Below are 19,423 nucleotides of genomic sequence, written 5' to 3'. Positions count from 1 at the left end.
GTGCGCGTGCCGGGATTCTGGCAAAACCGGCCATGGCGGGGGAAAAGCGCCTCCAGAAGGCGGCCCCACGAGCGTCCCCCGCTTTGGGGGGATCGCAACCTGCAGGATTGCGGGTACAGTGGGGACGACTAGAGAGGCGCTCGATGGACAACCTGTATTTCCGGCACGTACTGCTCGTCGAAGACGAGGGCTTGACGCGTATTGCGATGAAGAGCCTGATCCTGACTTCGGAGCCGACGCTCGACATCGACGAGGCCGGCTCGTACGACGCTGCTGTCGAACGGCTGCAGAACAAGGCTTACGACCTGGTCTTTCTCGACTACCAGATCGGCGACAATCACACCGGACTTGATTTGCTGCGCTGGCTGCAGGAGAACGAGCGCGCGGCGCATGTAGTCATGCTGTCCGCGCAGGACGACCGCGAAACCGTGCTGGACTGCATCAAGAATGGCGCCGGCGGCTTCATCTCGAAGGCCAGCGAGGAAGGCGGCGCGGTGTTCCGGGAAGCCCTGCAGACCATCCTGAACGGACGGGTCTATCTGCCCAACAGTGTGCTCGGCAAGGGCGGCCATACCCCGCAGTCCCCGGGGCCGAGCAAGGCCATTCCGATCGATTCGCTGAACCTGCCGCCGCGTCTCGCGCAAACCCTGGGTTTTCTGCTGCAGGGCATGTCGAACAAGGCCATCGCGCGAAAGATGAATATCTCGGAGAACACCGCGAAGGAGTACATCAGCGACTTGCTGAGCCGGTTCAACGTGTCGCGGCGCACGTTCCTGATCGTCGAAATGGCACGCCGCGGCATCGAGATTCCCACCGTTGCGCACGCCCCGGCGGTCTAGGTCGCCCGGGCCGATGCCTCCGTCAATTCGAGCATGCGCGCAATCAGCAGGTCGGGAGCCAATGGCTTGCTGAGCACGCAGCGCTCCGGCAACACGCCCTGCGTGCTTGCCACGGCTTCCCCCGTCACCACGAGACACGGCACGGGCCGCGCAACGTGCTCGCCGAGGAGCCGGATGACGTCGTGTGCGGTCGAACTCTCCGGCAACCGGTAGTCGCTGATCACCAGGTCAGGGACGCGCTCGATCGACTGCAACAGTTCGTCGAGTTCGGCTACGGAACGCACCGAATCGGACAACACCCCCCATCGCGCGAACAGCGCCTCCATCGACGCGCGCACGAGGCTGTCGTCCTCGACCAGCAACACGTAGAGGCCACGAAGCGACGACGGTGACAGCGACGAGGCCGCATCGGCGGGCGATATCGCGGCATCCTCATGCGCGAATGGATCCGCCACCGGCATGCGCACCGAGAAGCGCGACCCGTGACCCTCGATCGACTTGAGTTCGAGACGATGTCCCTCGAGCAGGGACACCACTGCATTCACGATCGACAAACCGAGCCCGAGCCCTTTCTCGCGGTCCCGCTCCGGATTGCCGAGCTGGACGAACGGCTGGAAAATCGCGTCCCAATGCTCCGACGCGATACCGATGCCGTTATCCAGCACATCGAGGCGAACATAATTAGGCATACGGACCAAACCCACGAGCACCGTGGAGCGCCCCGCTTTCGCGGGATCCGAATATTTGATGCCGTTCGCAATGAGGTTGCTCAGCACGCGGGGAATCCAGTCGGCGTCGGTGCGTACCCATGCGGGCTTTTGCAGCGCCTTGGCATAGCGCAGCACGACGCCGCGGCTCGCCGCGAACGACGCGAGCTGCCCGACCGTCTCCTCGGTCACGCGGCTGAGGTCGACGCTCGTATAGGTCGGGTTGACGTGCCCCGATTCGAGCTTCGACAAGTCGAGCACCGCGTTGAAAAGACGCGCCGTCAATACCGACGCCTTGCGCGCTTCGCCGATCAGCTTGCCCGATGCTTCGATGTCGCGCGCTTCCAGCGCTTCGTCTGCCGCCGCAAGAAACAGGTTCAGCGCATGCATGGGCTGGCGCAGGTCGTGCGCGGCCGCGGCCAGAAAGCGCGACTTCGCCCGGCTCGCCTGCTCTGCCGCTTCGCGCTGCTGCTCGCGCAAGGCGATCAGGGCTTCCGACTTGGTCTGCTGGTCGCGCCGCGCGCGCTCGAGGTCATGATGCTTTTGCGCGAGTTCGGCGTTGGCGCTCTGCAGCGCAGCGTTGCTCTGCGCAAGTGCCTGGACGGCAACATACCGGTCGCGCACGTGCCGCTCGGCATTCACGTTGACGCTGTGCCCGAGCACGGCGACGTTCAACAGATAGAACATGCCCGCGGCGAAGTTGTCCGGCTCGACCGCCTGAGTGACCAGTTGCGCCATCACGATCACGGCGATCACGCATGCGGTCAGCATGAGCGTCGCCTTGGCCCGCAGGCGCAGAAAGCCGAACAGATAAAAGAGAATTAAATAGAAGCCGACAAAAAAATGGGTGAAATTGAATGGGCGTGGAGCAAGGACGGTTTGCATCAACAGGCAAAAGCACATGAACGCCAGGCCCGAAAGCAGGATCCAGTGCGCAACCTTGTCTCGATGAAATTCGAGCCTGAAAGCCAGCACGATGCCGACGCTCGCGCCAATCGCACCGGCGCAACGGAACGCGAAAACCTCTGGGAAGTACGGCCGGAACACCGGACTGGTCTGCGCAAGGCTGATTTCCCAAAAGCCGAAGCACACCCAGATCAGCGTTCCGAGCACCAGCGCCGCACGGCGAAAGTCGGCGAAGCGCCGGCCATACTCCTCCGTAAATTCGCGTTCGACCTGTGGATCCTCGAACCGGCCGGGCCAGCACAGCATATCGACCAGCCATGCGCGAACCGCGCTGGGCGCATGCGAGCGTTTGAGGAATGCCGATTCGGTCGCCGATTGAAACCTGAATATGCTCATCGCATCTCGCCGGTATGCTCGCTGGCTGACGAAGCAGGAAGCACGTCTCGCGCTTAGGCGTGCCAATCCATTCTAGTCGGTCACAGACTGCCCTGCCGCTTCGCCGCTGGAAGCGAGGATATCTTACGCCAGCGGACCACAAGAGATGTCATATAACATGGTGTTCGGCGCGCAACGATCCGGTATCGTGGCGGATCACTTCAGGCTGCCCAGATACTTCGCATTCCTTCCGAATTTCTCCGAAACACTCTGTGCCGAACCGAGGCGTTCCTTCACGGTGCGAAGTGGCCGGCCGCCTCTCCCAATCCACGCACTAATCTATTTCCTGTTTCGATCAGCATTTGTCATATGTTTCCTTCGCAACGAACCTAATACCATGATTAAGCTGAAAAAATCGGCATACGCGAGGTCGAATCAATCACACGAAAATGACGCCGGAATGACCAATAAACTTTCAATTTCCTTTTTATTTAACGAAACTGAAACGGTGTTTTATCGCCATCAATGCGATCGTGTCATGTTTTCCATCTAACATCTGTCGCGACGTTTTCACGCAGCCTAGCCTGGAGAACAGTATGGATCTGGCAAGAATCCGCCGCGATGCATTCGCGATGCCCATGCACAACCCCGCGTACCCGCGGCCGCCGTTTCGCTTCGTCAACCGCGAATATTTCATCATCACGTACGAGACCGATCCCGATGCGCTGCGCGCCATCGTGCCGGAGCCGCTGAAGCCGGAAAACAATCTCGTTCATTACGAATTCATCCGCATGCCCGACTCGTCGGGATTTGGCGATTACACGGAAAGCGGCCAGGTGATTTCCGTACGCGATCCGCAAGGCCGCCTCGCGAATTACACGCATTCGATGTATCTCGACGACGAAGGCCCGATTGCCGGCGGTCGTGAAATCTGGGGCTTCCCGAAGAAACTCGCGCGCCCCGTGCTCGCCGTCGATGGCAACGACACGCTGCTCGGCACGCTCGATTACGGCACGCAGCGCATCGCGACCGGCACGATGGGCTACAAGCATCACGTGCTCAACAGCGAAGACGAGCGCCGCAAGCTCGCCGACACGCCCAACTATCTCCTCAAGATCATTCCGCATGTGGACGGCACGGCGCGCATCTGCGAACTCGTGCGCTTCTATCTGCGCGACGTGACGGTGCGCGGCGCATGGAGCGGCCCGGCCGCGATCGAACTACGTCCGCACGCGCTCGCTCCCGTTGCCGATCTGCCGGTGCGCCGCGTGGTGGGCGCACGCCACGTCATTGCGGATCTCACGCTCGATATCGGCGAGGTCGCCTTCGACTATCTCGCCGCGACGTCGAGCCAGGACGCCGCTTTGGGCGAACCCGAAGTCGAGCTCGCCTGATCTGTTTATCTATCGCTTTTTAGTAAGGAATACATATGTCGTTGAAAGACAAGGTCGCAGTCATCACGGGCGCCGCAAGCGGTATTGGCGAACATTGCGCGCGCACGTTCGCGAGCCAGGATGCGGCGGTCGTGATCGCCGACCTCAATCTCGCGAACGCCGGCAAGGTGGCGGACAGCATCGTGGCAGCGGGCGGCAAGGCCCTCGCCGTGGCAATGGATGTCACCAACGAAGAAGCCGTGAATGCCGGGATCGACGAAGCAGCGAAAGCCTTCGGCGGGATCGACGTGCTCGTGTCGAACGCGGGCATCCAGATCATCAGCCCGGTAGACGAGTTCCCGTTTGCCGACTGGAAGAAGATGCTCGCGATCCATCTCGACGGCGCGTTTCTCACCACCAAGGCCGCGCTCAAGCATATGTACGGCAGCGGCAAAGGCGGCTCGATCGTCTACATGGGTTCGGTGCACTCGCACGAGGCGTCGAAGCTCAAGGCGGCCTATGTCACGGCGAAGCATGGTTTGCTCGGCCTTGCCCGCGTCGTGGCGAAGGAAGGCGGTCCGCGCGGCGTGCGCGCCAACGTCGTATGCCCGGGTTTCGTGCGTACGCCGCTCGTCGACAAGCAAATTCCCGAGCAGGCCAGGGCGCTCGGCATTTCGGAAGCGGACGTCGTCAAGAACGTGATGCTCAAGGACACCGTGGACGGCGAGTTCACCTCGCTCGACGACGTGGCCAACACGGTTGCGTTCCTCGCGGGCTTCGGGTCGCAGGCGCTGACGGGCCAGTCGGTGCTCGTCACGCACGGCTGGTCGATGCACTGAACAACCAACGAAAAAGGGAGAACGTATGCGCAGCAGCAATCTAACCGCCCGCACGGAGCGCAAGCCGTTTGAGCTGCCGCGCTACGACGAAATCGCCCTTGTTTTGCAGGGCGGCGGCGCGCTCGGGTCCTATCAGGCCGGCGTGTTCGAAGGGCTCGCGCAGGCCGGCGTCGAACCGCATCGCATTGCGGGCGTGTCGATCGGCGCGCTCAACACGGCGATTATTGCGGGCAACGAACCCGCGCGGCGCGTCGAAGCGCTGCGTGGGTTCTGGGAGTCGATCTGCCATCCGCTCGACTGGTTCGGCAACCTCGGCGCGCTCGCCATGCCGATGTTCAGCCAGCAGGATTTTTCGCGCCGCTGGGCCAGCATGTGGGCCGCGGGTCGCGCGATCACTGAAGGCCAGCCCGGCTTTTTCGCACCGCGCCGCCCGCTGCCCGTCGCGGGCTGGCAAAAGGCGACGCCGAATGCGGTGAGCTACTACGACACGGCCGCACTGAAGTCGACGCTGCAACGCTTCGCCGATTTCGACCGTATCAACGACGGCCCGATCCGCGTGTCCGTGGGCGCGGTGAACGTGCGCAGCGGTAATCTCGTCTATTTCGACAACGCCAAAATGCAGCTCGAGCCGGAGCACTTCATGGCATCGGGCGCGCTGCCGCCGGGTTTTCCGGCCGTGGAAATCGACGGCGAGTATTACTGGGACGGCGGCCTCGTGTCGAACACACCGCTCACGGAGGTGCTGCGTGACGCCGACCACAAGGACACGCTCGTATTCCAGGTCGATCTATGGAGCGCGAGCGGCAACGTACCCGCCGATTTCCTGGACGTGGCCGAACGCGCCAAGGACATTCAATATTCGAGCCGCACGCGCGCCATCACCAACATGCTTGCCGATCGGCAAAAGCACGCGCGCTTTATCAAGGAACTCCTCGAGCACGTACCCGCCGAGGCGCGGCGCAACGATCCCCTCTTTCGGCTCGCCGAGCAGGTGGCCGATGGGTCGTCGATCAACGTGGTCCATCTGATCTACAAGAACAAGCCTTACGAAGGGCATTACAAGGACTACGAATTCAGTGCCGACACCATGCAAGAGCACTGGTCGAGTGGCGTCGAAGACATTCGCGCGTCGTTTTCGCATCCCGACTGGTTCGCGATCCCGAGCCGGGAGCAAGGCTTCGTCACGCACGATATCCACCGGCGCGCGGGCGAAGTGCCCGAATCGGATCGCGCCGAGCTGAGCGCGGGCGCCTCGGGACAGGTAGATCTGACTCGCAGGGTCGCGTAGACGCAGCGCAAGAGCCGACCCGGCGTCGGGCCCGTGCTCGAGGGTTTTCCTTGACACCGGCCCGGCAACATCGCCAATGGTTGACCGACGGAGGACGTGCTAGGCTCCCTTCAAACAACTTCGGAGACTGCGATGCCGTTCATCTGCGAAAACGTTGAATGCCGTGCCGTGCTGGCTCGCGGTCAGGTCAGAGCCAGTCACGAGGACGACGGGTGGTGCTTCTACTGCCCGGACTGCAACGCCCGGAACGAGTTGAAGGATGTCGGCATACCCGGCGGTCCTCTCCAGTTGGTTCAACCGGAACGATCCGGCCCCCCGCACAGGATCATCGCGACGGCTCGCCCCCTCGAGGACGGCGGGTACGCAGCGCAATTGCGCGTGCAGAGGGCGCTCGCGATAAAAGGCACCTACGCGGTCGAGGAACGCTGGGAGCAGCTCGGCGTGTTCCCGAATGCGCACGAGGCCGTAGCGCATGCGAATACCTTCGCGTCCGAACTGCTGAAGGCCTGATCGCAGGCACCCGCAGGATCGATTACCCGGACCGAAAGCCTCAACGCGAAGCCATCGTGCCGAACGGATGGGCTTTCGGCACGACCACGTCGTCTTCCGCTTCGAGCGGCGCCTGCAAATCCCGTTCGTCCAGTTCCCGCGATGCCGGTCTGCCGAGTATCGCGGTCATCGGCACCTCGTATTCGACGACGTCCGATTTCGTGCGGGAAAGAGGGCTGAAGCGTCATCTCCACGCATTAGCTCGATTGCAAACGTTCGCAATTCATTTCCGCGGCTGTATGGCTGCCGCCGCAATAGCCGCTCCAGCGAACGCGCACGCGGCGGACACAACGGCGACGGCACGCAGCGCGTCTAGCATGGCCTCCGCTTGCGCACGCGCCACCAACGTTGCGTGCGGCGTGCCGGCGCCGTCCGATGCGGGCCTATCTTGTCCGTCCGGCTCGAGCAGTTGTCCGATCTGGCGTGCGTCCACCGTCACGTGCGATGCGTCGAGGCGCGCGGTTAGCGCGGCGTGATGCGACCACACGAACACGATGCCGAGCACCGCTACCGCCAGCAGGCTCGCCACGCGCGCAACGGCGTTGTTGATGCCGGAGGCGACGCCGGTGCGCTCGCTCGACACCGCGCCCATCACGGTCGCGGTGAGCGGCGCGACGGTGATCGTCATGCCGAGGCCGAGCACCGCGAGCGCAGGGAAGAATCCGCTCCAGTAGCTGCCGTGCACGAGCGGCAGCGCCAATAGCGTGAACCCGAGCCCGGCGACGCCCGGGCCAACGGTCAACAGCGCGCGCGAGCCAAAGCGGCTCGTCAGTCCACCGGTGAAGCGCGACAGCAAACCGATGATGACGGGCACCGGCAACAGCGCCGCGCCGGCTTCGGTCGCGGTAAAACCATGCGCGCGGATCAACGTGAACGGCAGGAAGAAGAACGCGCCGCCGAGCCCGAAGTAAACCAGCAGTGTGACGAGATTCGCGCCCGTGAAGTCGCGCGAACGGAACACATCGAGCGGCATCATGGGATTGGCGCTGCGCGCTTCGATCATCACGAACGCGGCGAGCACGAGCACACCGGCGCCGATTGCAACCAGCACGAAAGGATGCTGGAAGCCTCGCACCGACGCCTGGGTCAGCCCGAAAGTCAGACTGGCGAGGCCTGCCGCCGCGGCCAGCGCGCCCGGCCAGTCGAGTTGCCCGGGCGCATCGAGCCTTTGGCTGTTGGGCACCGATGACATGGCGAGCGCGATCGTGAGCGCGGCGAGCGGGACATTCAGGAAGAAGATCGCGCGCCAGGAAAATGCATCGACGAGCCAGCCGCCCGCCACGGGCCCCACCGCCGACGTGATCGCGCCGACGCCCGCCCAGGTGCCGATCGCCCGGCCACGCGCTTCGCCGTCGAACACCGCGCCGATGATCGCGAGGCTGCCGGGTACGAGCAGCGCCGCGCCGATGCCCTGAACCGCGCGTGCGGCGATCAGCGCAGCCGCATTCGGCGCGAGGCCACAGGCCGCCGACGCCAGCGTAAACAGCGCAATGCCCGCGATGAACACTGTGCGGCGGCCAAGCTTGTCCCCCATCGACCCGCCGACCAGCACGAGGGAGCCGAGAAACAGCAGATACGCGTTGACGACCCATTGGATCGCCGCGACGCTCGCACCGAGTTCGCTCTGAATGGACGGCAGTGCGACGTTGACGACCGAGCCGTCGATGAACGCCATGCTCGACCCCAGGATCGTCGCCGCGAGCGCGAGACGCTTGCGCCGGCACGGACGGTCGACTGAGGTGGGCTGCGCGCAGATCACGAGCGCGTCGCACGGGCTCGACTGCGCGGCGACGACATGCGCGCCCTGCGGCTCGCTTGCAACAAGATCCGGGTTGGCCAAAAGTTCGCTCCCGTCAGGATCGGTGATGACTAGAGTCTGTTGATGCCAGCGGCGCGAGTCAATCCGGGCGAGCGCATGGGCATCGGCCGCGGATCACCGTGCGGACGCGATCCAGATCAGGCTGGTGTACATCGGTCTGCCGGCCGCCGCGCTGCGCCGTCCCTCATTTCGCCACACGCACGTGCGAGACAGCGCGAACGGCCTGGATCCTTCATGACGCGCAATTACCCATCCCGCATGCCGCGTTGCCCGCCGTTAGCCCATGTGTTGGCCAATCTGTCGGCCCTCCTCGCTGCCGCGCTGCTCTGCGGCTGCGCGATGGTGCGCGTGAACTCGCTCGGTCCGCAGCAGTACTTTGCCATGCGTCGCGGAGACATTCTCTCGACCGGCCAGCTGAGCGCGGCGACACAGGCCACGTTGCGGGTCGCGGCCCTCGACGAAAGTTCGTGCCAGAGCGCGCCGCAAGCGTGTATCGATACGATCGCAACCGTCGGCGGACTCAGTACCGGACAGCGCCTCGCCTGCCTCGCCGAGTTATCGCTGCAGATGGCGCTCGAGCAGACGCCGCCTGCCGGCACCCCCTGGACCGACACTCAATTCGATTCGTGGCTCAAGACAGCGCGATACGCGTACGCGTTTCTGTTCCTCGGCCAGCGCACGGCTGGCGAACGGGCCTTCGAGGACCGCCAGACGCAGGTTCGCGACTACTACAACTATGCGGTCCAGGAGCTTGCCGGCGCGCTGTTTCTGCGCGGCACCGCTGAAACGACCAACGGCCATCGCGATCCGGCAAATCAATTCATCGCAGGCTGGACCATTCATATCGACCTGAGAGAGGTCCGGCTGCCCGAGGGCGTACGCGAACTCAGCGAAGTCATTCCCGCCACGGGCCTGTCGTTCGCGGGACTCCACAATACCTATCGGCGTGACGGCCTCGGCGCGGATCTGGTTGCGGTCACACAGCCCGCCCAGCCCGACCCGGATAGCGCCACGACCAACAGCGCAGCGACAACGGCTGAAGACGATGCGAATGCGAACGCAGGCTCAACCTTCTGGTTCGCGCCCGGCTCGCGTCCGTTCAATGAAATGCCTTCACCGAACGTCACCGCACTGCTGCTGTTTGGCAATGGCACGCTCGAGCAGCTGCTCGCTTCGCACGACGTGGTGTTCTCCGCCTACGATCCGTTTCGCGTAAAAAGCGTAGAGATCCATGGCGAGACCGTGCCGCTCGCGGCCAACTTCAGCGCGGGCTACGGCATCTGGCTCGCCCGCTCCGGCTTTGCCAGGCAGTCCTTGCGTTCGCTGCTCGGCCGCACGAGGGGCATCGATCGTCCGCGCATTTACATGATGCAACCGTTCGATCCGGACCGGCGCATCGTTCTGATGCTGCACGGCCTGGCCAGCAGCCCCGAGGCATGGGTCAACGTCGCCAACGACATTCAGGGCGACGACATGCTGCGCCAGCATTTCCAGGTCTGGCAGGTCTATTACCCGACCAACGTGCCCATTCTCGTGAACCTTGCGAGGATAAGGCAGGCGGTGCAACTGACGCTCGCGCATTTCGATCCCGCAGGCAAGCTGCCGGCTTCGAACGGCATGGTGCTGATCGGGCACAGCATGGGCGGCGTCCTCGCGCGATTGCTCGTCTCTTCCTCCGACGACGTTCTGTGGGTAACCGTCCAGAACAAGTACCTGCCCGAAGGGGTCGACATCATCCGCGAGGATGAGCGACTCAATCGCCTGCTGCGCTTTACGCCGATGCCGCAGGTCGAGCGCGCGATCTTCATCGCCACGCCACACCGCGGCACGCCGTTCGCGAGCAATCGCCTGTCTCGCTGGGTTGCAAATCTCGTGCGCTTGCCGATTGCGCTGCTGAAGGAGATCGACGAGATGCTGCAGAGCACCACTAATGCGGATAGCACCCAGCGCGCGGGAAAGACCATCACGGTTCCCAACAGCATCGAGCAGCTGCGCGAGACCGATCCGATCATCCAGTCGATTTCACGCCTGCCGATCAGCCCCGATGTGTGCTTTCACTCGATCATTGCGCGACGCCGCGAGACGGGCCCGCTCGAAGATTCCGATGACGGGGTCGTCCCCTATCGCAGCGCGCATCTCGACGGCGCTCTCTCCGAAAAAGTGATCGTTTCGGGGCATAGTGTTCAGGAAACCCCCGAGGCGATTTTTGAAATCCGGCGCATTCTGCACGAGGATATCGAGGTGTTCGATAACCAGGGCGCACATGAAGGCGCTTGCGGCGGGCCCGTCGCGGTACATGAGACGACGCAGTGAATGGCGCCCTGATCTAGTCCGCCGCCATGCGCTTTCGCGCGCTCATAAAAGGGCCGGTCGGCTGGCGTGCCGGCGCAAAGCGATCGAAGCCCACGGGGCCGGGCATGTCGATATAAACCGCCTCCATTCCCTGACGGCTATAGCTTTCATGCCAGAAGCCCGCGCCGCCGCTGTCGCGCAGAAACTCGCCCCACCAGCGCGAATGCGGCGCGCTACGGGTAAACGCTTCGAGGCTTTCGAGGTCGCGCCAATACTGGCGGATACCGACATGGTTGAGGGCGAACAGGAACTGCTCGCTGGAGAGCAATCCGTCTGGCGGATTCAAATCGATTTGCCGCAAGCCTTTGCCGATGCCGAACAACGTCGCGATCCCCCGCATCCGGCGCACGCGAAAGCCCAGGATGATAACAACGAGATTCGGGTACGTGCTGAGGTCGACGGACCTACGGGTAACAGAGGCTTGCATGGCGGCTCCCGTTTGTTTACGCTGTAAGCATAGTCCCGATTGATTACAGTGTAAACAACAAATGAGCGATTCGAATTTGTCCCTGCGCGACCGTCTGGTCGATTGCGCGCTGGCCTTGCTCGAAAAGGGCGAAAGCGACGTCAGCCTGCGTGCCGTGGCGCGGGCCGCCGGCGTTTCGGCGATGGCGCCCTATCGCCATTTCGAGGACAAGGCGGCGCTGATGGGCGCCGTCGCGCTCAAGGGCTTTGCCATGCTGGAGGCAGGCGCCGCGCGCGCCAACGAGGCCCACGACGCGCGCGAAGCGCTCGAGGCGCAGGGCGTGGCCTACGTTGGCTTCGCCCGCGCGCATCCTGCGCTGTTCCGGCTGATGTTCGCGGACGGGGCAGGACTCGCCTTGCCCCATGAGGATTGCCGGGGCGCCTATACGCTGATGGCACGCAACGTGGCGGAGCTCGCGCCGCATTGCGTCGAGGCGGGGGTGCTCGCCTGCTGGGGGCTGGTTCACGGTCTGGCGACGCTTGCGCTCGACGGAAGAATTCCGGCCGATCTGGCCGGTGAGCGTGCGGCGATCGCGCTGATAACCCACGCGCTCAAGGCCGCGCCGCCCGCCCTCGCCGGTTCCTGAGGCGGCATTTGCAGCACGCGCATTCCCCCTCGCGCGTACGATTGCCGGCAACGCGATGACGACGAGAGAGGAGCCATGGCGACAGCGGAATCCACGAGCGGCGTGCAGCAGTCCGGCCCCAAAGTCGCGCTTGCCCTGCAAGGCGGCGGCTCGCATGGCGCCTTCACGTGGGGTGTGCTCGATCGATTGCTGGAATCGACATCGCAAGGCACGCCGTTCAGTGTCGAGGCGATCAGCGGCGCGAGCGCGGGCGGAATCAACGCGACGCTCTGCGCGGCGGGCCTGGCCAGCGGGGGAGTCACGCAAGCGCGCGAGAAACTGCGCACTTTCTGGGAAGCGGTGTCGCGCGCCGGGGAGCGGGCCGGCAATGCGCTCTTCGGCTTTTCCGAGCCGGGGCCGTTTGGCGGCTGGAATATCGACTGGAGTCCTGGCGCCATCTTCTCGGAGATCGTGGGACTCGTCGCTTCGCCTTACAACAATCCCTTCTATCGCGATCCGCTCGGCCCGGTGATCCGCTCCTCGCTCACGGAAACGGATCTCTCCACGCTCAACGCGAAGAACGGGCGCCCGCAGGTTTTCATCTGCGCGACGAACGTGCGAACCAACGAGCGCACCCTCTTTACGCAACCCGAAATTTCCGTCGACGTGCTGCGCGCTTCCGCATGCCTGCCAAGCGAATTCCGCACCGTGAACCTCCACGGTGTACCGTACTGGGACGGCGGCTATCTGGGCAATCCGCCTTTGGCGCCGTTGATCGCCCATGCCCAGGACCTGATCCTGATCCTCGTGAATCCGTTCAGGCGCCACGACATGCCGCCGAAAAATGCGCGCGGCATTCTGAACCGGCTCAACGAAATCGGTTTCAATGCTTCCGTGGTGCTGGAGATCAACGCGATCGAAGCCGTCAACCGCGTGCTCGACTCGGTTGGCGAGGAAGCCGCTAGCCAAAGCCGCTTCAAGACCGTCCGGTTTCACCTGATTCGCGACGACGACTTTCTCGCGCAGTTCGGATTCGTCTCCAAGAGCAGCACGTCCTGGTCGCTGTTCAAAACGCTGTTCGATCGTGGACGCGAGGTAGCGGACGTGTGGCTCAAAACGAACTATGCGAATCTCGGGCAAACGTCTTCGCTCGACGTCAAGGCTGCGCTGCTCGATCCGACGCTCAAGCAGGTCAGCGGATCGCACACGCAGTAAAGCGCCTGGCGTAACACTGTAGGTGAAAGGAACGAAATCAGGTGAACACGGAATTTGCCCGACTTCCCGTCTACTTCTATGGCTACGACGACATAGAGACCTTTTGCCTGTCCAAAAGAGAGCAACTGGTTCGGGAAAACATCGGTTTGATACTCGGCATCTTGCGCGGAGGCGCCATACCGGCCCTGATGCTTTCGCAGATGTTGGGCCTGCCCGTCGACTTCGTACACTACGATCGTGGGGAAGCGAAAGCTGAAATCAACAACAAGAAAGTGTTTGATCTTGTCGATGCCTGCGTCAAGGAAGGCAAGAGAATCCTGCTGGTGGACGATGTTGCCGGCGTTGGATATACGCTGGCCAACTGCTACGAGTATTTGCTTTCGTTTGTTAAAGACGAGTCTTTGATCAAAGTGCTGACGCTGGTGCACCACGTCGATAGTCGAACGGATGCGGACCACTACAAAGATTGCTCTTCGGTGCGCGCAGTATTGCCATGGGAGCGGTATGTCACCAGCCGCCAATGCCTCGATGATTTCGTGAAGGAAGAAGCGGCGCTACTGGAAGATCAACGCTACAAGAAGACGTTGGCCATCGACGATCTCGCCTACCCGTTGAACCTGAAACAGGAATGGAAGGTGGATTGCCACGTGGAATTCAAGGGCGATCAACACTCGCTATTGGATACCATCCAGGCCTTCGGGCCAGAGGAGATCTACTGCAACAACGAATTTCTGATAGGCCTCATTCTGAGCAAATTTCCGTTTTCCATTGTGTATAAAACAATTAACAACAAGCGATACAGAATCAGCGCTTTTGATTAGCGGTTGCACACGGAGGTGCACATGTGCTCTATCCCCTACGACCCATCACGCGACGCGCTCAACTCACCGCAGCTCAGGCCTACAGTGTTCACTGCCGGTAGCAACTACGAAATCGACGGGCTGTGCGCGGAGTTCGCGCGGCTTGCCTATATACGCTACGAACAAGGCGGCGCTGAACTTCAGCGGCTCGAACAAGCGCTCGCCCTCGTGGGTTTCGAAAGCGCTGTTCCCTTCAACAATGCCGATGACGACACGCATGGCTTCGGCGCCGTGAGGCGCTCCGATGGCCTCGCCGTGCTCGCGTTCCGCGGAACGGAACCGCAGTCACTCACCGATATCGCAACAGACCTGAAAATCAGCATGACAAAGTGGACGGAAAGCGCCGGTCAGGTTCATGCTGGATTTGCAGGCGCCGCCCGCGGCTTGCGCGAAGCAGTCGGCAACTGGTTGAACGAGACCGCGCCGACGAGAAAACAGCTCATCTTCACAGGTCATAGCCTCGGTGCGGCCATCGCGACGCTCTTTGCCAGCCTTTGCACGCCCAACGCCCTCGTGACATTCGGTTCGCCACGCGTAGGCGACGCGACGTTTGTCGCCACCCTTGGCCCGGTCGGCATCAGGCGCTATGTCGACTGCTGCGATCTCGTCACCGACTTGCCACCGCCCATTGGAGGATACGCTCACGCGGGAGTGTCGAACTACATCACGCACGAAGGCAACCTGGCTCCGCACGCCGACGATGCTTTCGTGCAAGCGGACCGCGCCGCCGCCCGGGAGGACTATCTGCTCCAATACGCGTGGCGCATCGGTGACGTCATGGTGCGTGACCTCGCGGATCACGCCCCGATCAACTACGTGAGAATTCTCGTCCCCTGAAACGGCACGCTGCCGTCGATCAGACTAACCGAGCCCTCTCGCCTAACTGGTCGCATCCCCCTCCCGATGCACCGGCTGCGTCTCCTTCAAGCTCTTCGCAAGCCGCGACGCCTGCAGATAGCCCGGATTCGCAGGCCGCTTCAGGTAACGCCCGGCACCTCGCCGCGCCCGCAGATCGCCGTTGGCCCACACGAGTTCGCCCTGCGAGACCGTATGCGTGGGGACGCCCCGCACCGTCATGCCTTCGAAGACGTTGAAGTCGACGTTCTGATGATGCGTCTTCACCGAGATCGTGCGCGTGGCCTGCGGGTCCCACACGACGAGGTCGGCATCGGCGCCGGCAGCCACCGTGCCCTTGCGCGGATACAGATTGAAGATCTGCGCGGCGTTCGTGGAGGTCACCCGCACGAACTCGTTCGGCGTGAGCCGGCCCGAGTTCACGCCCTGATCCCACAGCACGGCCATGCGATCCTCCACGCCGCCGCATCCGTTCGGAATCCTCGTGAAATCGTTGCGGCCCATTGCCTTCTGCGAAGCACAGAACACGCAGTGGTCGGTCGCCGTGGTGTGCAGCAGCCCGCCTTGCAGCCCGCGCCAGAGCGCGTCGCGATGCTCTCTCGTGCGGAACGGCGGGCTCATCACATGGGCGGCGGCGCGCGTCCAGTCCGGGTCGCGATACACGGACTCGTCGATCACCAGATGCCCGGCGAGCACCTCGCCGAACACGCGTTGCCCTTCGCTGCGCGCGCGGGCGATGGCTTCGAGCGCGTCTTTCGCTGAAACATGCACGATGTACACGGGCACACCCAGCACCTGCGCAATGCGAATTGCGCGGTTCGCCGCCTCGCCTTCGACTTCGGGCGGCCTTGAAAGCGGATGCGCCTCGGGCCCCGTGAAGCCACGCGCGAGCAGTTGCCGCTGCAACTGAAAGACGAGTTCGCCATTCTCGGCATGCACAGTAGGCAGCGCGCCCAGTTCGAGCGAACGCGCAAAGCTGTTCACGAGAATCTCGTCGTCGGCCATGATGGCGTTCTTGTACGCCATGAAGTGCTTGAAGCTCGACACGCCGTGTTCGTTCACGAGCAGGCCCATGTCGCGATGCACGCTGTCGTCCCACCACGTGACCGCCACGTGGAAGCCATAGTCGGCGGCGGCTTTTTCGGCCCAGCCGCGCCACTCGCGAAACGCGTCCATGAGCGGCTGCTTCGGATTGGGAATCACGAAATCGATGATCGACGTCGTGCCGCCCGCGAGGCCCGCCGCCGTGCCCGTGTAGAAGTCGTCGCTCGCCGTCGTGCCCATGAACGGCAGTTCCATGTGCGTATGCGGATCGATGCCGCCCGGCATCACATACTGGCCGCCTGCGTCGACCACGGTCGCGCCCGCGGGCGCGTCGAGGTTTTCGCCCACGGTCTGGATCACGCCGTTTTCGCAGAGCACGTCCGCCCGCCAGCTCTTGTCCGCATTGACGACGGTGCCGCCTCGAATCAGGATCGCCATGATGCCCAGTCTCCTTCAGTTGAACGAATTCACGCTGCCACGACTCACGCGCTCGCCACGCTCGGTCGCCGGCTCTTGCCGAGCTTCATCATCACGCCGTAGACGAGCGCCGCAATCGCGAGCCCCACGAACCACGCATAGGTGTAAATGCTTTTGAACGCGTCGGGCACGGACGGAAACACACTCGGAAATGCGGTGTTGAGAAAGCCCGGCAGATTGGGCAGCACACCCAGGACCAGCGCGATGACGGCCGCCATATTCCAGCCGTTCGAGTAGGCGTATTCGCCGTTCTCTTCGAATAGCTCAGCCGTATTCAGGCGCGTGCCGCGAACGAGGAAGTAATCGACGATGAGAATGCCCGCCACGGGTCCGAGCAGCGCCGAATAGCCAACGAGCCAGGTGAAAATGTAGCCCTGAGTGGTGGCGAGAATCTTCCACGGCATCATCACGATGGCAATACCCGCGGTGATGAGCCCACCCGCCTTGTACGAGATGGCCTTGGGCCAGAGGCTCGAAAAATCGTAGGCCGGGCCGACGAGATTCGCGGCGAGATTGCAGCACATCGTGTCGAGCGTGAGAATGACGAGCGCGATGCCCACGCCCACGCCTTCCATGCGGCTCGTGAGATCGATGGGGTCCCAGATCGCCTTGCCGTAGATCACCACCGTGGCCGAAGTCACGACGACCGAGACCACCGAAAGCAGCGCCATCGGAATGGGCAGACCGATGGCCTGCCCCACGAACTGGTCCTTTTGCGTTTTCGCGAAGCGCGTGAAGTCGGGAATGTTGAGCGCGAGCGTGGCCCAGAAGCCCACCATGGCCGTGAGGCTCGGCCAGAACGTCGCCCAGAAGAGCCCCGCCTTCTTGCCGCCAGCGGCAAACTGGGAAGGCTGTGAGAGCATCGAACCCACGCCGCCCGCCTTCGAGCAGGCCCACCACACGAGCACCACGCACATCACGACCTTGATGGGCGCGGACCAGCTTTCGAGCCAGCGAATCGAATCAGTGCCGTGCAGGATGAAATAGAGTTGCAGCACCCAGAACACGAGGAAGCACGCGCCCTGGCCGATCGAGATGCCGAGAAACGGCAGCGCGTCGCCCACCAGTGCGTTGTGCGTGAGGATATTGGCGAGCGTATAGATGGCACTGCCGCCGAGCCACGACTGGATACCGTACCAGCCGCACGCCACGATGGCGCGCAGCATGGCGGGCAGCTTCGCGCCCTGCGTGCCGAACGAGGAACGCACCAGCACCGCGTAGGGGATGCCGTATTTCGTGCCTGCGTGGCCGATCAGCAGCATCGGCACGAGCACGATGAGATTGCCGAGCAGCACCGTGAGCACGGACTGCCATGGCGACATGCCCTGCTCGGTGAGTCCGGCCGCGAGCATGTACGAGGCGATGTTCATCACCATGCCCACCCAGAGCGCCCCGAAGTGATACCAGCGCCACGTGCGCTGCGCTGCGCCGGTTGGCGCGAGATCGTCGTTGTATAACTCGCTTTCGGCGCGGCGCGCGCTGGCGTCGCCTGTCAATGGCTGACTCATAGTTGCAGTTCTCCGTGACTTGTCGTTGGTCTGGTTCGGTTCAGTTCTGTTTCGATGGGTCAGGCGGCTTTCGGATCGGCCACGCGCGCCGGGTTGTTGGGATGCGTGGTCCAGTTCGCGTAGCGGCCCGAGTCGACGCGCTCCATCGTGATGCATTGGTCGACCGGGCAGACGTGCATGCATAAATTGCACCCGACGCAGTTGGCGTCGACCACCTCGAAGTGACGCTTGCCGTCGCGCGTGGCGGTGATGGCCTGATGCGAGGTGTCCTCGCAGGCGATATGGCAGAGCCCGCACTGGATGCAGCGGTCCTGATCGATGCGCGCCTTGATGTCGTAGTTCAGGTTCAGGTACTGCCAGTCGGTGACGTTGGGCACGGCGCGGCCGCGAATGGCGTCGAGATTCGCGTAGCCCTTGTCGTCCATCCAGTTGGAGAGGCCGTCGATCATATCGCTGACGATTCGGAATCCGTAGTGCATCGCGGCGGTGCAAACCTGCACGCTCCCCGCGCCCAGAACGATGAATTCGGCGGCGTCGCGCCAGTCGGAAATGCCGCCGATGCCGGAGATGGGCAAGCCGTGCGTTTGCGGGTCGCGCGCGATTTCCGCGACCATGTGCAGCGCAATGGGCTTCGCCGCGGGGCCGCAGTAGCCGCCGTGCGTGCCTTTTCCATCCACAGTCGGCAGCGGCGCCATTACGTCGAGATCGACACCCACGATCGAGTTGATCGTATTGATGAGCGAGACGCCGTCCGCGCCGCCCTTCATCGCCGCGCGCGCGCCGTGGCGTATGTCGGTCACGTTGGGCGTGAGTTTCACGAGGCAAGGCAGGCGCGTGCCCTCCTTCACCCAGCGCGTGACCATTTCGATGTATTCGGGCACCTGCCCCACGGCCGCGCCCATGCCGCGCTCGCTCATGCCATGCGGGCAGCCGAAATTGAGCTCCACCGCATCGGCGCCGGTATCTTCCACCTGCGGCAAGATCCACTTCCAGTCCTGCTCGGTGCACGGCACCATCAGCGAGACGATGAGCGCCCGGTCTGGCCAGTCGCGCTTCACCTGCGCGATTTCCTTGAGGTTCACGTCGAGCGGCCGGTCGGTAATGAGCTCGATGTTGTTCAACCCCGCAATGCGCTGGCCGCGCCACGTGGTGGCGCCATAGCGCGAGCTCACGTTCACCACGTGCGGGTCGAGCCCGAGTGTCTTCCAGACCACGCCGCCCCAACCCGCCTCGAAAGCGCGGTTGACGTTATAGGCCTTGTCGGTCGGCGGCGCGGAGGCGAGCCAGAATGGGTTCGGCGATTCAATGCCGGCAATCGTGCAGCGCAGGTCGGCCATGATGCGACTCCTTCGTATTGTCTGGATTCGGTGTGTCGTTCGGCTGGAT

General features: G+C 63.2%; 17 protein-coding genes. 10 read left to right on the top strand and 7 right to left on the bottom strand.

The window, feature by feature from the left end; genetic code table 11:
* Window positions 1–143: 143 nt before the first annotated feature.
* Complete coding sequence (locus tag AB4Y36_RS24275) at window positions 144–839, top strand: response regulator transcription factor (protein ID WP_028204625.1); 696 nt, start codon at window positions 144–146, stop codon at window positions 837–839.
* On the opposite strand, the gene AB4Y36_RS24270 is transcribed toward AB4Y36_RS24275, so the two are convergent.
* Window positions 836–2,848, bottom strand: coding sequence for a hybrid sensor histidine kinase/response regulator (locus tag AB4Y36_RS24270; RefSeq protein ID WP_368684324.1), 2,013 nt, complete (start codon window positions 2,846–2,848; stop codon window positions 836–838). The two genes, AB4Y36_RS24275 and AB4Y36_RS24270, sit on opposite strands and share 4 nt — an antisense overlap.
* Window positions 2,849–3,423: 575 nt before the next feature.
* On the opposite strand from AB4Y36_RS24270, the gene AB4Y36_RS24265 reads away from it, so the two are divergent.
* The 4 genes from AB4Y36_RS24265 to AB4Y36_RS24250 all read left to right on the top strand — a co-directional run bounded on the left by AB4Y36_RS24265 (window position 3,424) and on the right by AB4Y36_RS24250 (window position 6,837).
* Window positions 3,424–4,221 (top strand): acetoacetate decarboxylase, encoded by a 798-nt coding sequence (locus AB4Y36_RS24265; RefSeq protein WP_368684323.1) that lies wholly within the window; start codon window positions 3,424–3,426, stop codon window positions 4,219–4,221.
* A gap of 35 nt (window positions 4,222–4,256) precedes the next feature.
* Window positions 4,257–5,039 (top strand): 3-hydroxybutyrate dehydrogenase, encoded by a 783-nt coding sequence (locus AB4Y36_RS24260; protein ID WP_368684322.1) that lies wholly within the window; start codon window positions 4,257–4,259, stop codon window positions 5,037–5,039.
* 25 nt (window positions 5,040–5,064) lie between these two features.
* Window positions 5,065–6,327, top strand: coding sequence for a DUF3734 domain-containing protein (locus AB4Y36_RS24255; protein WP_368684321.1), 1,263 nt, complete (start codon window positions 5,065–5,067; stop codon window positions 6,325–6,327).
* 132 nt (window positions 6,328–6,459) lie between these two features.
* The gene (locus tag AB4Y36_RS24250; protein ID WP_368684320.1) at window positions 6,460–6,837 is read left to right on the top strand and encodes a hypothetical protein; all 378 of its coding nucleotides are present in this window, start codon (window positions 6,460–6,462) and stop codon (window positions 6,835–6,837) included.
* A 40-nt stretch (window positions 6,838–6,877) separates the two neighbouring features.
* Here the strand turns inward: AB4Y36_RS24250 and AB4Y36_RS24245 are convergent, their stop codons facing one another.
* Both AB4Y36_RS24245 and AB4Y36_RS24240 read right to left on the bottom strand, forming a co-directional pair.
* Entirely contained in the window at window positions 6,878–7,006 is a 129-nt protein-coding gene (locus AB4Y36_RS24245; RefSeq protein ID WP_368684319.1) for a hypothetical protein, read from the bottom strand.
* 93 nt (window positions 7,007–7,099) lie between these two features.
* The gene (locus AB4Y36_RS24240; RefSeq protein WP_368684318.1) at window positions 7,100–8,716 is read right to left on the bottom strand and encodes an MFS transporter; all 1,617 of its coding nucleotides are present in this window, start codon (window positions 8,714–8,716) and stop codon (window positions 7,100–7,102) included.
* Window positions 8,717–8,929: 213 nt separating this feature from the next.
* On the opposite strand from AB4Y36_RS24240, the gene AB4Y36_RS24235 reads away from it, so the two are divergent.
* The gene (locus AB4Y36_RS24235) at window positions 8,930–11,008 is read left to right on the top strand and encodes an esterase/lipase family protein (RefSeq protein WP_368684317.1); all 2,079 of its coding nucleotides are present in this window, start codon (window positions 8,930–8,932) and stop codon (window positions 11,006–11,008) included.
* A 13-nt stretch (window positions 11,009–11,021) separates the two neighbouring features.
* On the opposite strand, the gene AB4Y36_RS24230 is transcribed toward AB4Y36_RS24235, so the two are convergent.
* Entirely contained in the window at window positions 11,022–11,474 is a 453-nt protein-coding gene (locus tag AB4Y36_RS24230) for a DUF4188 domain-containing protein (RefSeq protein WP_069262148.1), read from the bottom strand.
* 61 nt (window positions 11,475–11,535) lie between these two features.
* On the opposite strand from AB4Y36_RS24230, the gene AB4Y36_RS24225 reads away from it, so the two are divergent.
* The 4 genes from AB4Y36_RS24225 (at window position 11,536) to AB4Y36_RS24210 (ending at window position 14,990) form a co-directional block, all read left to right on the top strand.
* Window positions 11,536–12,099, top strand: a complete 564-nt coding sequence (locus AB4Y36_RS24225; protein ID WP_368684316.1) for a TetR/AcrR family transcriptional regulator — start codon at window positions 11,536–11,538, stop codon at window positions 12,097–12,099.
* Between the two features lie 75 nt (window positions 12,100–12,174).
* Entirely contained in the window at window positions 12,175–13,293 is a 1,119-nt protein-coding gene (locus tag AB4Y36_RS24220; protein ID WP_368684315.1) for a patatin-like phospholipase family protein, read from the top strand.
* A gap of 41 nt (window positions 13,294–13,334) precedes the next feature.
* Window positions 13,335–14,114, top strand: a complete 780-nt coding sequence (locus AB4Y36_RS24215) for a phosphoribosyltransferase (RefSeq protein WP_368684314.1) — start codon at window positions 13,335–13,337, stop codon at window positions 14,112–14,114.
* A gap of 21 nt (window positions 14,115–14,135) precedes the next feature.
* Window positions 14,136–14,990 carry a lipase family protein gene (locus AB4Y36_RS24210; protein WP_368684313.1) on the top strand — a complete coding sequence of 285 codons (855 nt, stop codon included), beginning with the start codon at window positions 14,136–14,138 and terminating at the stop codon, window positions 14,988–14,990.
* A 42-nt stretch (window positions 14,991–15,032) separates the two neighbouring features.
* Here AB4Y36_RS24210 and hydA read toward each other — a convergent pair whose 3' ends face one another.
* Genes hydA through preA form a run of 3 tightly spaced genes read right to left on the bottom strand, consistent with a single transcriptional unit; the run spans window position 15,033 to window position 19,374 of the window.
* On the bottom strand, window positions 15,033–16,490 hold the full coding sequence (gene hydA / locus AB4Y36_RS24205; RefSeq protein WP_368684312.1) for a dihydropyrimidinase: 1,458 nt from the start codon (window positions 16,488–16,490) through the stop codon (window positions 15,033–15,035).
* A 44-nt stretch (window positions 16,491–16,534) separates the two neighbouring features.
* Window positions 16,535–18,037 (bottom strand): NCS1 family nucleobase:cation symporter-1, encoded by a 1,503-nt coding sequence (locus tag AB4Y36_RS24200; RefSeq protein WP_069262154.1) that lies wholly within the window; start codon window positions 18,035–18,037, stop codon window positions 16,535–16,537.
* A 59-nt stretch (window positions 18,038–18,096) separates the two neighbouring features.
* Window positions 18,097–19,374, bottom strand: a complete 1,278-nt coding sequence (preA, locus tag AB4Y36_RS24195; protein WP_368684311.1) for an NAD-dependent dihydropyrimidine dehydrogenase subunit PreA — start codon at window positions 19,372–19,374, stop codon at window positions 18,097–18,099.
* Window positions 19,375–19,423 lie beyond the last annotated feature (49 nt).

This window comes from Paraburkholderia sp. BR10936 (assembly GCF_040965735.1).
In the GTDB taxonomy this organism is placed as follows: Bacteria; Pseudomonadota; Gammaproteobacteria; order Burkholderiales; family Burkholderiaceae; genus Paraburkholderia; species Paraburkholderia nodosa_A.
This window is presented reverse-complemented; position numbering and strand designations above follow the sequence as displayed.